We start from the raw sequence: 14,645 nt of genomic DNA on the forward strand, positions 1-14,645 counted from the left end.
GGGTGAAAAAAGGTACTTTCAATATCGTCAGTTTTGAAAAATCGACACTGAACGTAGGAATATCATCTCCTGGTGTTAATGTAACTCCTAACCGGGAAGCCCGCAGGATGACAGTAAGGGCGTTCCAAATCCAAATATTTTGGAATGCTCTTGTTGTCTATATGATATTTCCGGTCTGAAACCGGCTTCCTACTGAAAATTGAAGATATGAATTGTTTTTTTACCGCTTTCCCATATGGCTATTTTACTTTTATCATTTGAAAAGCAAAATGTTAATCGATGGGATCCTGATAAAATATGTCTCCCTGTCACCTTTTTGTCTTTTGTATTGATGAAGGCGACTGCCGTTTTAAAGTTCCAAGGTGCGACAAACCTTCCTGCATAAATGAATGTAACCGCCAGCAGAGTTCCATCATCGGACAGAGAGGGGGTGGATATCGCCCAGCGTTTTTTTTCCAATCCAAGGGAATCGGGAGTTATATCCATTACTTTTTTTTCTCCCTGATAAAAGGAAAAAAAGGCAGTGGAGGGGTAGGAAATGCAAGCCCGGGTCATATCAGACGACAATATGCTATTAAAAGAACTTTCTCTCTCAGAATTTTTAAATAACGGAGTAGACTGTCCAAAAAATGCTATACATCCCGAATCAACAGAACTTACAAGCGATGGCTGTCCATGAGGTGAAAGCTTGTATCCCCCTTGGATAATAATATTGATAGATTTTTTTTGTAATAAAAAATCATATCTTTTCATTAATTCTTTATACCTTGCAACGCATAATTTAAGCGATTGGAAGCTGTCAGGTATTATTGATAAAGAATAAAGCAAAGGAATGTACTTTCGGGCTGTGCCATTGAGTGTGATATGAGCTGAAGTGTCTGAAACAGCTTTTGCAGATATTTCATGGTATGCTTTTCCCCATGGCGAGTTTCCTGCTAATATCACGCGTTGTACTAGTTTGGCATTCTTGAAGCCTAAATCATGGATTTCCGCATATTCGTCATTCCATGCAGCAAAATATTTTCCGTCATTTGAAAATGACATGGTAGGATGTGCTCCGTGATCATTGATACAGTCGTCTGGAAATTCAGAGATATCCACTTTTGATATCATTTGGTCCTCAGAGAATATATGTTGATTCCCGAATGCGGCGCAGGTAATAATAAAGGTTGAGCCGAAGAGCATTTTATATAAAGGCATATTTATAGTATTCATTGACAATTTCCACCATGTTTATTGATTTCTTTTCGATAAAAGTGACATTTGCATTTTTTAAACCAAGATTTTAAAAATAGATCAGAATGCGTTTTCGTATATTCCTTTGCTTGTTGTCTTCGAATATCCACATCATCAGCTCTATCTCCTGGTTCTACTCTTGAAAATGGATTAATGATTCTCCAGAATCCTCCGTGTCCCCCCTTGAATCCCATAGAACCGAAGGAGACAGGAAACATTTGAGGATCATCTGGAGATCCTTGAATTTTTCCTACAACAGATTTTTTATTTTCATCTAATTCTACTTTATGTGCATAATAATCCTGCCACATATGGTTTAAATGTCCAAGAATTTCTAAGGCTTCTTTACACTCATCAGAAGATACTTTTTCCTTGGAAATTTTTTTGTCGAATTTCTTGGATTCTGCAAGAAGCATTGCGATATAATTATCTCTAGCTTCTTGATGTGTTTCTTTAGAGTCCAATCCTGTACAGTAATGATAAGCTTGGGTTTTTCCCATTTCTCCAGAATCCGTATCGACATTTGCTTCAACAATGACCTCCAATAATTTTTCTTTGATCGTGAGTGAAATTTCTTTTTCTTTGACAGTAAGGATAAATTTATATGTAGAAAGAGGGCGTCTTGTCAATCTCCTGTGCCGCCTAGAAAGCCATAACCCTTGATAATCATTGTAAACATAAGGAGAGTTGGAAACAAAACCATATAAATTTTCCCCTCCGTTTTCAGCAATGGGATCACGGCTGATCCACCTGCCGTCCAGGGGATTGAGATGACGGTAATTGTAATAGACAAGTCCCAGTTCATCGTCCATGAACTCGCAGGAAAATCTGAACCTGTTGTCCTGAGCCATGTCTCCCTGTGCCGTGATGAGGGCACCAAAGGGGGCATACTCATAGCGGGCCCTTCGTGTCTGCCGGTCATCAAAAATGGAGGTGACATTCTTCAATGCGTCATGGGTGAAGAAGAGATGCTCTCCATCTGCCATTCCGTTTTCCTTCCAGCATGTCATCATCAGAATGCGCGTGGCTGCCGCTTCCGCCGGATTCCACAGATAGCTTTTTTCCAGCACGGGCATGGGATGCATCATGTTTAGCTCGGCAACTTGCAGATAACCTCGATACAGATAATGAGCATGGCTCGTAATGGCTCCGCTGACAGCAACTTTTTTCTCAAAGCGACGTCCTTGATAGTCGTAGCCGCAGGTGACGGTGATCCGGCCATCTTCACTGGTGAAGGAGACGGGGCGGTTGTTGGCATCATAGGAAACTTCCCAAATGCCCGTTGAGGTCTTAATCGTGGTCTGGTTGCCGTCTGGGTCGAAGGAGGGTGTGAACAGTTCTGTCTCCCCAGTCACGTCCGTGTATTGGTTGAGTTGGTTGGCCTCGTAGGATACCTCTTCCTCCAGCTCCCGGGCGGACTTGCGGTTGCCGATATTGTCGTACTGATAACTAAAGCTCCCATCCTGACCGATCCGGTCTTCTACCAGTTCACTGCGGTTGTTGTAGGTGAAGTCCCTGGTGGTCGCCGGAGTGGCAGCCTCCCATGAATCCTTCCGTTGGACAGGACGCATCAAGTGGTCGTATTCATACTTGTGGGCGGCAACTGTTTGCCCATTCTGAGTCTTCTCATAACCGATGGAGGCCAGGAGGTTGAGCTTGGGATGGTAGGTGTTGCTGCGGACCATGCCGTTGGGATAGGACAATTGGTTGAGGAAGCCGCTGGTTTCATCATATTCCCAAGTAAAGGGAGATGCCAAACCTTCCAGATTCATCCCGATCATGGCACCTTGATGGCCATAGTCAAGATGGGAGTGCTGAATGGTGCGTGATCCAAGCATCAGCCTGTATCCGGCGGGGCGTCCGAAGGCATCGTAGTCTTTCTGGATGCTGCTTTCCACCTGTCCAAAAGAAGTGTCCTGAATCATTTTGCCGTAAGCGTCATAGGAAAGTTCTCTGGTTCCTGAGGCATCGCAAACAGAGATCATCTGCCCGAGGTGGTTGTAGGCATAGAACCAGGGCTGGGTATCATCACTATGGGAAACGGAGACTAATTCTCCGGTGGCCGGAGCATACTGATAAGTTGTCACAATACCCCTGGCCCTGGTGAGTGTTTCCAGGCGGTTGAGCTTGTCATAGGTTTTAACGGTACAGGAGCCGTCGGCATAGGTCTTCTTGAGTTCAAGCCCCGTAGTCGCATCGTAGAGCCATGTAGTGGTGTCTCCGTCGGTGCGACCGGAAGGATCGACCGTGATGTCCCCTTCGTTCGCTCGGAAAGTAGTCAGAGCAATTATTCGATCAGCTTCGTCGTAGGAGAAACAGGCCGGCTGGATGGCGGTACCGTACTCGGCTGCCTTTCTTCCTCGAATGTCGTAGGAATAGCAGATGGTTCCTCCCATGGCATCAGTAACGCAAGAAGGGGAATCACAGTAGGTACTGTAGGCAATGGAGGTCATGTTGCCTTCGGCATCCATTGTCTTAACAGTACGCCCGGCTAGGTCGGACTCTGTTGTAGTAACATTGCCGCGGCCGTCCGTCTGCTTCAGAATCATGCCTGTAGAGGTATAAGAGCGTTCCTGTGAGGAATGAATGCCTGCATGGTCAGTCTGGCTGACGGTAAACCCGTCGATAACGAGAACTTCAGCCACAATATCCGAAGTTGGAACACGGCTGAACCGGGTGCGCCTAGCAGGAGTAGTGTATTCCGTCCACTGAACGCTTTGCTGCCCATAGACGTCAATGGAAAGTATTTTACCTTCTGGCACAGGGTTCAGTTGTGAGATCAGGGATTCTCTAATCTGTGTGAGGGGTAGTCCTTCGGCATTATAGGTTGTGGAGGTTTGTATCTTGTAAATGCCGTCTTCCCGAGTTTGGTAGCACGAGGAGCTTTCCGCAATTCTATTTTTTGTAGCGTCATCCGGATGGAGTTCATCCAAAAGAACGGTTTGCCTTAGGATATTGCTGAATTCATCGTAAACAGTTACTATGGGAGCCATGTTTTCATTCTGGAAATGCACAAGCTGGCCTTTTCCATTGTAGAAGTTTCTGGTCATGATAAATTTCCCTTGGGTATTGGGCTGTTCCTGGCGGATAATTTGACCGAATCCATTTTGAAGAGTTCGGGAGAGGACAATTCCATGGGACAGGGTGGTGGTGAGGATGCCTTCTTTCGTCAACTCAACCTGGGTTTCCATTTCCCGTTGTCCCGTTCCTCCTGCCCAAAGGATAGCGCCATCATAGTACCTTTTTGTCACCAGAGTGGCACCGGAAGGCAGTACTTCCGTTATGGCAAGCTGATTCTGACTATACTCGGTCCGGGTGATGCGCCCAAGAACGTCCGTTGTGGAAATAGTTCTTCCCAAGTCGTCGTACTCCGTGCTTTCAACTGTCGTCATGGCGCCGACATCGTGCCGTGTCGAAAGAATGCGTCCCGTAGCATCCCGCATGTAAGAGGTAATCGTTTCAGGCGTGGTTTCCGTACCTGAACGTATGGTTTCCACCAGCTGCCTGGCAGAGTTGTAGCCATAGGTGGTCACGATACCATCTTCGTCGGTTTCCTTTAACGGGCCACAGCACATCCATTCCGTTGTGCTGGTCCTGCCGTTGCCCCTGGTGGTCTTGATCAATTTGAGTTCGGCATCGTATTCGTAGTCTTCAGAAGAAATTAGAGACCAGTCTTCACCTGTGTGGACGTACTGCTCTTTTCTCGTGGTCGTGCCATTTTCAGCGATGTATTGCACGGTTCTGGTACTTTGACCGGGAACAATGCTTCCGTTTGCCTGAACAGTTTCCGTCACCTTGTGAACACCCCCATGGTCTGTGGTGGCTTCATAGAAATAAATCGTTTGCACTCCATCAATGCCCTGATTCATCTTCTTCCTGCCTCGGGCATAGGGATACTCCGCCATTTCCCCGTAGGTCTCCGAGATGCTTGTGCAAACCTGGTCGGAACCTAGGGCGGTTTCCGTCACCTCCGTTCGGCTGACTTGCGGAGTATCCACATACGCATATGTTTTTGTTCTCAAAATAGTTTCCGTGCCGTCCGGAGTGATAATCACTTCTTTTTCCATTGTCGGCCTGAAATCATTGAAGCAAAGGTCGGCGTATTCAGTACGCATCCCTTTCTCCCCTCCTCCTGCCCACGGCGTAGCTTGCAAAACTACCCGGCCCTGGTCGTCATACTCGTAGCGCGTGTAGCCTCCGTCGGGCTTGATTTCCAAAGACATGCGGAACTGGTCGTTGTACGTGTAGAGGGTGGTCTGCTCATTGGAAGTATTGTAGCCTTCCGTGCTGCTGATGGTCAGCCAGCCGCCGTCGGTATACTTCTTCACTGTACGCGTACTGCGGGAAGGCCGGGAATCATTGATGCCCCTGACCGTTTCAATCCGCTCCCACTTGGCGCCGGGCAGGGCGTTGCGTTCAATCGTGCGCACGATGCGTTCATCTCCTTCTCCCTTGATGATGCTTATTTTGTTTCCTTCCTCGCGGCGTTCGATAACCCGCGGTTCCTGCCCGGCCCGTTGATTGGTGATGTAAGTCACTTTTACGCCATCCTCCATGGAAGTTCTATAAACGGCCGTCTTGTAGGGCTCTCCGGTAACCACAAATTCCCCATCATGGGATGCAGAGACATTCCCGGGAGCGTACCACTCCAGGGCAAGGCTGTTGTTTCCGGGAATGCTGCGCATCAGCCCCTGAGCCCGGGAATAGACGCTGTTGAGAGAGCCGTCCGGGTTGTAGGCCACTTGGACCTTGCGGGCATACTCCTCGGCGGTCATGACGTGTCCCGAAGAACTGGTGACCGAGACGACCTCTCCGGTAGAGGAAGAGAAGCGCAGGATCATGCCGGAAGGAAGCGTCATATCCATGTAGGCTGGGGTATCCTGGGTATTGGGAGTGAGATCTTCGTTGAGCAGCCGTATCCGATAGCTCAGTTTCCTGGAGCTGCCGACGGGAGAAGCGTCGGAGCTTCCCGTTTCCGCCTTGAAATAAATGTGACTGCCTGAGGGGCGCCTGACGGTGACTCGTCTTTCCTCTTGAGAGAAGGAGGCGCTCCATGCCATGGGGTGGTTGTAGCGCATGGAAGGCCCGCTGTTGGAGCTGGGGGTAAGGGGAGTGGAAGAACGGGCCATCCTCATGAATCTGGCAGGAGGAGGAGGCGGAGGGCCTCCTGCAGAGGGGGGATTGACACAGGCATTTCCCTGGCAGTCCTGTTCATCGTCGGGGTCGCCCGGAGTGGGCTGTTGCTGGACGCAGTTTTCATCGCCTTCTTCGTCGCACGCATCGCATGGGCATGGGCATGGACATGGTTCTTCCTCAGTGAGCGGTCCGCTGGAGGAAGAAGACAAAGAACTGGAGCTGGAACTGGAACTGGAACTGGAACTGCTTGACTTGGGATCAAACCCAAAATCATCCCCACCCCCTTCCGAAGAGCTGCTGGAGGTGGTCTCCTCTTCCTCGTCCCGATAAAGATTGACCAAGGTGATGACTTCCTCCCCTTCCTTGTCCGGAGGAGCCACACTGGGATTGAGGTAGGAATTGATGTCAGGCTGAAGCGTGGGTATAAGTCTGCCACGGCGATGCCTACGTTGGCCACGGCTGTGTGCAGATCCGCTTCCGCCGCGATGACGTCGGGCCTGCGGCGCAGCAGTTCCGAAGGCAGACCCACCGGAACCACAGGCGTTTTCTCAAACACGGCCGCCTTCGGCATAGTCAGTTCCATGCGTGAGTTGTAAGTGCCGAGCAAGACGGAAAGCTGGTTTTTTGCAGAGGCCACCTGGGCAATCAGGGCGGGGATGTGGCTTTCCGTGGCGGCGACGCTGGAGGTAGCCTGTTCCACGTCCAGTTGGGGAGCAAATCCGGCTGTGTGGCGCTTTTCCGCAATGGTGAGGGTGCGGCGCTGGATTTCCAATTGTTCCCGGGCGATGCGGAGCTGTTCGCAGGCGGTGATCCAGTTGAAATAGGCCGTGGCCACGTCCGCCAGCAGGGAGGTGTGTCAACTACTGCTATCTGCACTTGGATTCCTGTTATTCCGTTTCCAGTTCAATATCCAGTTTTGATAATTTGGAAAACAATTCCAGATTCAACTCAAGAATGACTTTTTTATTTTTTGTTACTTACAACTAATTTATTGTCAATAATTTTCCATTCGTATACAAGATTCTCGATCCTTGGTAAACGCAGTATTTCCACAAGAGAGAATTCTTGATCCCCCTTTTTTTTGAATCCAAAAATACAAGAATGGAAATATCTTCCGTGCGTACTTTTTTCTATATTTGACATGCACCAGAGATTGGTGCCGCGGACTTGTGAAATTACAGGGTTGGGTGTCCATATTTCCGGCTGTGGATCTGATGCCCCGGCAGGGCTGATCCAGCATAAAACATATAACATTATTTTCAGTTTTCCGTACATATTGCTCTATATCCTATTCTGCTAATTCTGTTGCTCCTGAACCTTGAGGTCCTTCTTCTTTTACCCTGAATCTGAAAAAACGGAATAGGTTAATGTACATGGGGATCTGCATACTGGCTCACCAAACTATTTTCTTAAATTTTTATCATGCGTTGGATAGTATTTTCCCAATGCCCATCAACCTTAGTTTGTAAAGAGTGATGTATAATTTATTTAACGAGAGTTTTTCCAAACTGACAGTTCATATAACAGTAACTGCGGACATAAGTCTCTCCTGCTTCTGCAGGCTGTCGTTTTTATTAATCACATGATTATATAAATAATAACTAATTGATAAATTTAATTTTAGTCACAATAGCCTCCTTGACATCACTGTTCTTCCATTTACGCTGAGAGGAAAAAAGAGATTTTTCATATTTTAACGATATTTCAATTTTTTGATATCCGGGAATTGTCTTTTCGATATTAAAACGTAGTTTTTTCAATTTTCCTGGTGGTTCATCAATAAACTGGGCATCACGTAAATCAAGTCCTAGGCCGGCTAACGTCTCTTTCACGCTCTGTCCTGTAGGAAAATACCCATGCATACAGATCTTGGAACTATTTTCACTGATTATATTTAAAGAACTCTGTTTGCAACTAGAAAAAAGAGCAACCGATAAAAAAAGGATTGATAACCTACTCATAAACAAATTAATTTTTGAGAATAGCCATTTCGGGGAACTTTCCATCTTTATTGCAAGATTCGTAATAACATAGGCCGCAATCTTTAATAGCTTTTTTAACACCGGATTCAACACATTTCTGAAAGGATACAGATTGAGACGCATTGAACCCTTTTTTCCACTTATCACAACAATCTGCACATTTTTTGGATTTTTTAGTATCTCCAATCATCATAATATAGATACATCCTCCAGCCATGACTATTATGTATTTCCCGCTATGGTTATTGGTCAAAAAATTGATATCTTCACATGAAAATGAGACATTTTCGTATCCACCTTCATCTACCGAATAAGGATGCGTATGGAAAGTCCCTCCCATTTCTTCTCCACTGCCGGGTGTAGGAAAATCACCGAAACTTCCACTATCATTTCCTTTTCCTCTGCGGATACTTGATCCTATTCCTCCCGCCGGGCGGATAATAGAGCCACCCTGTTCAGTAACAGTTCCGTCTTTGTTAAAGCTATCTTTCCATGCTTGGTTAAATTCTTTAAGCCACTCTGGAGGTAATAAAAATACATCTGCACATTCTAGTCCAAGAATATCGAACATATTTTTTGGAGAATTCTTAATAAAACCATAAATATTCCATCCTCCTTGTTCCTGGATGGGGTCTCGATTAATCCATCTGCCATCAGCGGGATTGAGGTGGCGGTAATTGTAATAGACAAGTCCCAGTTCATCGTCTGCATACTCACAGGAAAACCTGAACCTGTTATCCTGAGCCATGTCTCCCTGTGCCGTGAGGAGGGCACCAAAGGGGGCATACTCATAGCGGGCCCTTCGTGCCTGCTGATCGTCAAAAAGAGAAGTGACGTTCTTCAGGGCGTCGTGCATGAAGAAAAGATGTTCCTCCATTTCTTGTCCATTTTGCTTCCAATGTGTCATCATCAGGAGGCGCGTGGCTGCCGGCTCTGTCGGATCCCATAGATAGCTCTTTTCTATCATTGGCTCAGGATGCATCAGGTCCAATTCAGCTATTTGCAAATAGCCTCGATATAGATAATAAGCGTGGCTGAATGTATTCCCGTTGACGGTGACTTTCTTGCTAAAACGCCGACCCATGTAGTCATAGCTGCAATCAATGACCATACGTCTGTCTTCACTTGTGAAGGAGACAGGCCTGTCATTGGCATCGTAGCAAACATTCCAAATCCCCGTTGAGGTCTTGATAGCAGTCTGGTTGCCGTCAGCGTCGTAAGTAGGCTTGAAGTCCTGTTCTCCCTGGGCAATCTTCAAGTACTGGTTGAGAGGGCTGGATTGATAGGATATTTCTTCTTCCTGTTCCCGGGCAGTTTTGCGATTGCCGATGTTGTCATAGCAATAGGCAAAACTTCTTCCTTGGCTCATCTGGTCTTCAATCAACTCGCTGCGGCTATTGTAGGTGAAGTTTCTGGTGATTGCAGGCGTAGCCGTGTCCCATGAATCCTTCCGTTGAACGGGACGCATCAAGTGGTCGTACTGGTAGACATGTCCGGCCAACATGTCGCCAGTCCCGGCATCCTCATAGCCGATGGAGGCCAGGAGGTTGAGCTTGGGATGGTAGGTGTTGCTGCGGACCATGCCGTTGGGATAGGACAATTGGTTGAGGAAGCCGCTGGTTTCATCATATTCCCAAGTAAAGGGAGATGCCAAACCTTCCATATTCATCCCGATCATGGCACCTTGATGGCCATAGTCAAGATGGGAGTGCTGCACGGTGCGGGTTCCGATCATCAGGCGATATCCGCAGGGACGCCCGAAGGAATCGTAGTCTTCCTGGATGCAGCTTTCCACGGTCCCAAAGGAAGTCTCTTGTTGTATCCTGCCATAGGCATCATAGCAGAGTTCTCTGGTTCCTGAGGCATCGCAAACAGAGGTCATCTGCCCGAGGTGGTTGTAGGCATAGAACCATGGCTGGGTGTTGTCGCTGTGGGAGACGGAAACAAGCTCTCCGGTAAGGGGAGCGTAGGCATAGGAGGAAACAATGCCCCTGGCTTTGGTGAGTGTTTCCAGGCGGTTGAGCCTGTCGTAGGTTTTGGAAACATAGGAACCATCGGCATAGGTTTTTTTCAATTCCAGTCCCGTGGCTGTGTCGTAGAGCCATGTGGTGGTGTCTCCGTCTGTGCGGTCGGAAGGATCGGAAGTGATGTCGCCTTCTTGTGCCCGGAAAGTGGTGAGGGCTACCATGTGGTCGGCTTCATCGTAGGCAAAGCATGCGGGTTGAATGGCGGTGCCGTACTCGGCGGTCTTTCTGCCGCGGATGTCATAAGAATAGCAGGTAGTGCCTCCCGTGGCATTGGTGATGCGGGCGACGGCATCGCAGCAGGGCATGTAGCTGGTGGTGGTGACGTTGCCTGCAGAGTCGGTGACTTTGCAGTGACGCCCGGCAAGGTCGGTTTCGCTGGTGGTGATATTTCCCCTGGCATCGGTCTGCTTTAGAATCATGCCTGTGGAGACATAGGAGCGGTTCTGTGAGGAATGGATGCCTGCGTGGCTGGTCTGGCTGACAGTGAACCTGTCAACCATGAGAGCCTCCGCGACGATAGTTGAAGTGGGAATGCTGCTGAATTGCGTGCGCTTGGTGGCAGCTGTGTATTCCGTCCATTGGATGCTCTGCTGTCCCAAGACATCGGTGGAAATAATTTTGCTTTCGATGACGGAATCCAGCTGTGATACCATGTTTTCTGTTACTTGAGTCAAGGGACGTCCCTGGGCGTTGTAAGTTGTAGCGGTTTGTACCTGGTAGATTCCGTCTTCTCTGAGCTGGTAACGCATAGAGTTTTCCGTGATTCTGTTTTTAGCAGGTTCATCAGGATGCAATTCGTTTAAACGAACGGTTTGCCTGACGGCTCTCCCCAGTTCATTGTAGTCAGTAATGGTGGGAGCTATGTCTTCTACTTGGGATCGGACAAGCTGCCCTCTGGCGTTATAAGTGTTGTTAGTTGCCACGAAGCCTCCCTTCGTGTTGGGTGTTTCCTGCCGAACGGTTTGACCAAATCCGTTTTCCACGGAGCGGGAAAGAACAATTCCTTGGGACAAAGTTGTGGTGAGGATGCCTTCTTCGGTCAATTCAAGCTGTGTCTCTACTTTTCCCTGTCCGGTTCCTCCCAGCCAGAGAGTGGTGCCATCGTAGTATCTCTTGGTAATCAACGTGGCTCCTGTGGGAGTGGTCACGGTGGTGGTAAGCTGGTTATCATTGTATTGGGTACGTGTTACCCGCCCCAGTATGTCGGTGGAGGAAATGACCCTTCCCAGATTATCATATTCTGTACTTTCCATAGTGGTCATGGCCCCTGTGTCGCAGCGTATGGAAATAATTCTACCGGTAGCGTCTCTCGTGTAGGATGTAATGGTTTCGGGCGTTGTCTCGGTAGCCGAGCGTATGGTTTCCACCAGCTGCCTGGCAGAGTTGTAGCCATAGGTGGTCACGATACCATCTTCGTCGGTTTCCTTTAACGGGCCACAGCACATCCATTCCGTTGTGCTGGTCCTGCCGTTGCCCCTGATGGTCTTGATCAATTTGAGTTCGGCATCGTATTCATAGTCTTCAGAAGAAATTAGAGACCAGTCTTCACCTGTGTGGACGTACTGCTCTTTTCTTGTGGTGGTGCCGTTTTCAGCGATGTATTGGACGGTTCTGGTACTTTGACCGGGAACAATGCTCCCATTAGCCTGAACAGTTGAAGTCTCTTTGTGGAGAGCACCATGATCCGTGGTGGCTTCATAGGTATAAATGGTCTGAACACCGTTGATGCCCTGGCTCATCTTCTGTCTTCCCCGGGCATAGGGATACTGTGCTGCTTCCCCATAAGTTTCTGAAATGCTTGTGTGAACCTCATCGGAGCCCAAAGCTGTTTCGGTCACTGTCGTGCGGTTGACTTCGGGGTTGTCTTCATAAGTGTAGCTCCTTTGGTTCAGAACGGTTTCCGTTCCGTCCTGGGCAATGATGACTTCCCTTTCCGTAGCCGGCCTGAAATCATTGAAACGCAGGTCGGCGTAGGTGGTGCGCGTTCCCTTTTCTCCTCCGCCTGCCCAGGGCATGGCCTGCAGAACCACACGGCCCTGATCGTCGTACTCGTAGCGCGTGTAGCCTCCGTCGGGCTGGATGATCAATGACACCCGGTACTGGTCGTTGTACGTGTAGAGTGTCGTTTGGGCCAAGGGGGTATTGTACCCTTCCGTACTGCTGATGGTCAGCCAGCCTCCGTCGGTATACTTCTTCACCGTGCGCGTACTGCTGGAAGGCCGGGAATCATTGATGCCCCTGACCGTTTCAATCCGCTCCCACTTGGAGCCGGGCAGGGCGTTGCGTTCAATCGTGCGTACGACGCGCTCATTCCCCTCCCCTTTGATGATGCTCACCTTGTTGCCTTCCTCCCGGCGTTCGATAACCCGCGGTTCCTGCCCGGACCTCTGGTTGGTAATGCGGGTTACCGTGACGCCTCCTTCCAGGGAAGTCTCGTAGAAAGCCGTTTTATAGGGCTCTCCGTTAACCACAAATTCCCCATCATGGGAGGCAGAAACATTCCCGGGAGCGTACCACTCCAGAGTGAGGCTGTTGTTTCCGGGAATGCTTCGCATCAGCCCCTGGGCCCGGGAATAGACGCTGTTGAGCGACCCGTTCTGGTTGTAGGTGACCTGAACCTTGCGGGCATACTCCTCGGCGGTCATGATGTGTCCTGAAGAACTGGTAACCGAAACGACTTCTCCGGTGGAGGAAGAGAAGCGCAGGATCATGCCGGAAGGAAGCACCATGTCCATGTAGGCGGGAGTGCCCTGGATATTGGGAGTGAGGTTTTCATTGAGCAGACGTACACGATAGTCCAGTTTTCTGGAGCTGCCAACGGGAGAAGCCTCGGCACTTCCTTCCGGGGCCTTGAAATAGATATGGCTTCCGGAGGGGCGTTTGACGGTGACTCGTCTTTCCTCTTGAGAGAAGGAAGCGCTCCATGCCATGGGGTGGTTGTAGCGCATGGAAGGCCCGATGTTGGAGTTGAGGCTGGAGGGGGTGGAAGATTGCGCCATCCTCATGAATCTGACCGGAGAAGGAGGAGGGGGACCTCCTGCAGAAGGGGGATTGACACAGGCATCACCCTGGCAGTCCTGTTCGTCATCGGGATCGCCCGGAGTAGGTTGCTTTTGGACGCAGTTCTCATCGCCTTCCTCGTCACAGTCACAGGGACAGGGGCATGGTTCCTCTTCGGTGGGCGGTTCGCTGGAGGAAGAAGACAGGGAGCTGGAACTGGAGCTGGAACTGGAGCTGGAACTGGAGCTGGAACTGGAGCTGGAACTGGAGCTGGAACTGGAGCTGGAACTGGAGCTGGAACTGGAGCTGGAACTGGAGCTGGAACTGGAGCTGGAACTGGAACTGGAACTGGAACTGGAACTGGAGCTGGAACTGGAACTGGAACTGGAACTGGAACTGGAACTGGAACTGGAACTGGAGCTGGAACTGGAACTGCTAGACTTGGGATCAAACTCAAAATCATCCCCTCCCCCTTCCGAAGAGCTGCTGGAGGTGGTCTCTTCTTCCTCGTCCCGATAAAGATTGACCAGGGTGATAACTTCCTCTCCTTCCTTGTCCGGAGGAGTTACATTGGGGTCGAGGTAGGAATTGATATCGGGCGCCTCCGCCTTGTCGGAAAGAATGGCAATGCAGAACTCCTGTCCGGAGCCCAGGGCGGCATGGTGCTCATGGACGATTTGGCACCAGTAATACCCCTGTTCCAGCACGACGCTCTCCGGCTTCACGGAAAGGTCCTTTGCTTCGCTGGTCAGTTCCACATTCCTGAATGGGATGGCCAGGGAGATGGAGGAATCGGCGTCCAGGGAAAGGAAATAGGTACCGCGTTTCATGATCTTGAGGTACCCGGTCCACTCATGGCGAGTGTCGCCGGAAGCGGAACGTGGGGAGATGAGAACGGGGGCGGTGACGCCGTTGACGTAGAAATCGGCCTGTGGGAGGCCGTTGGCGAACATGGGAACGAAGGGATAGCGGGGATCCGGAGTGTTGTCGGTATTGTTCATTGTCTTTTAAATCAAAGTTGTTCAAATGATTTATAGACACGGTAGAACTACCGGTCGCCCAAATGAAAGACGCCTGATACGTTATTCCGGAAGAAAGAATTTTATTTCTGCACAGTGTGATACCATACATCTCTAAAAGAAATCAGGTAGAAGAATCTCTTGGATTCTCCTACCTGAATCTTTGATTTAATAAATAGTATTTTAACTAATATATTAGTAATTAAATATTAATAACGATTTTACATTTTTTCTATTGCGGCAGG

7 protein-coding genes are annotated in these 14,645 nt (G+C 49.1%); 3 read left to right on the top strand and 4 right to left on the bottom strand.

Going from position 1 to position 14,645, the window contains the following annotated elements; genetic code table 11:
• Positions 1-189: 189 nt before the first annotated feature.
• Both V3C20_RS09545 and V3C20_RS09550 read right to left on the bottom strand, forming a co-directional pair.
• Positions 190-1,215, bottom strand: a complete 1,026-nt coding sequence (locus V3C20_RS09545) for a hypothetical protein (RefSeq protein WP_130084505.1) — start codon at positions 1,213-1,215, stop codon at positions 190-192.
• Positions 1,212-6,095 carry an RHS repeat-associated core domain-containing protein gene (locus tag V3C20_RS09550; protein WP_330935362.1) on the bottom strand — a complete coding sequence of 1,628 codons (4,884 nt, stop codon included), beginning with the start codon at positions 6,093-6,095 and terminating at the stop codon, positions 1,212-1,214. The genes V3C20_RS09545 and V3C20_RS09550 overlap by 4 nt, the downstream gene beginning before the upstream one ends.
• 457 nt (positions 6,096-6,552) lie before the next feature.
• Here V3C20_RS09550 and V3C20_RS09555 point away from each other — a divergent pair, with 457 nt between their 5' ends.
• Positions 6,553-6,702, top strand: coding sequence for a hypothetical protein (locus V3C20_RS09555; RefSeq protein WP_162532071.1), 150 nt, complete (start codon positions 6,553-6,555; stop codon positions 6,700-6,702).
• Between the two features lie 376 nt (positions 6,703-7,078).
• On the top strand, positions 7,079-7,330 hold the full coding sequence (locus tag V3C20_RS09560) for a hypothetical protein (protein ID WP_240047050.1): 252 nt from the start codon (positions 7,079-7,081) through the stop codon (positions 7,328-7,330).
• A 643-nt stretch (positions 7,331-7,973) separates the two neighbouring features.
• On the opposite strand, the gene V3C20_RS09565 is transcribed toward V3C20_RS09560, so the two are convergent.
• Both V3C20_RS09565 and V3C20_RS09570 read right to left on the bottom strand, forming a co-directional pair.
• The gene (locus tag V3C20_RS09565; protein WP_130084925.1) at positions 7,974-8,333 is read right to left on the bottom strand and encodes a hypothetical protein; all 360 of its coding nucleotides are present in this window, start codon (positions 8,331-8,333) and stop codon (positions 7,974-7,976) included.
• A gap of 7 nt (positions 8,334-8,340) precedes the next feature.
• Positions 8,341-13,386 (bottom strand): RHS repeat-associated core domain-containing protein, encoded by a 5,046-nt coding sequence (locus V3C20_RS09570; RefSeq protein WP_149875244.1) that lies wholly within the window; start codon positions 13,384-13,386, stop codon positions 8,341-8,343.
• A 172-nt stretch (positions 13,387-13,558) separates the two neighbouring features.
• On the opposite strand from V3C20_RS09570, the gene V3C20_RS09575 reads away from it, so the two are divergent.
• Positions 13,559-13,900, top strand: coding sequence for a hypothetical protein (locus V3C20_RS09575; RefSeq protein WP_330935363.1), 342 nt, complete (start codon positions 13,559-13,561; stop codon positions 13,898-13,900).
• Positions 13,901-14,645: the final 745 nt, after the last annotated feature.

Origin of the sequence: Akkermansia sp. RCC_12PD (assembly GCF_036417355.1) — a bacterium.
In the GTDB taxonomy this organism is placed as follows: domain Bacteria; phylum Verrucomicrobiota; class Verrucomicrobiia; order Verrucomicrobiales; family Akkermansiaceae; genus Akkermansia.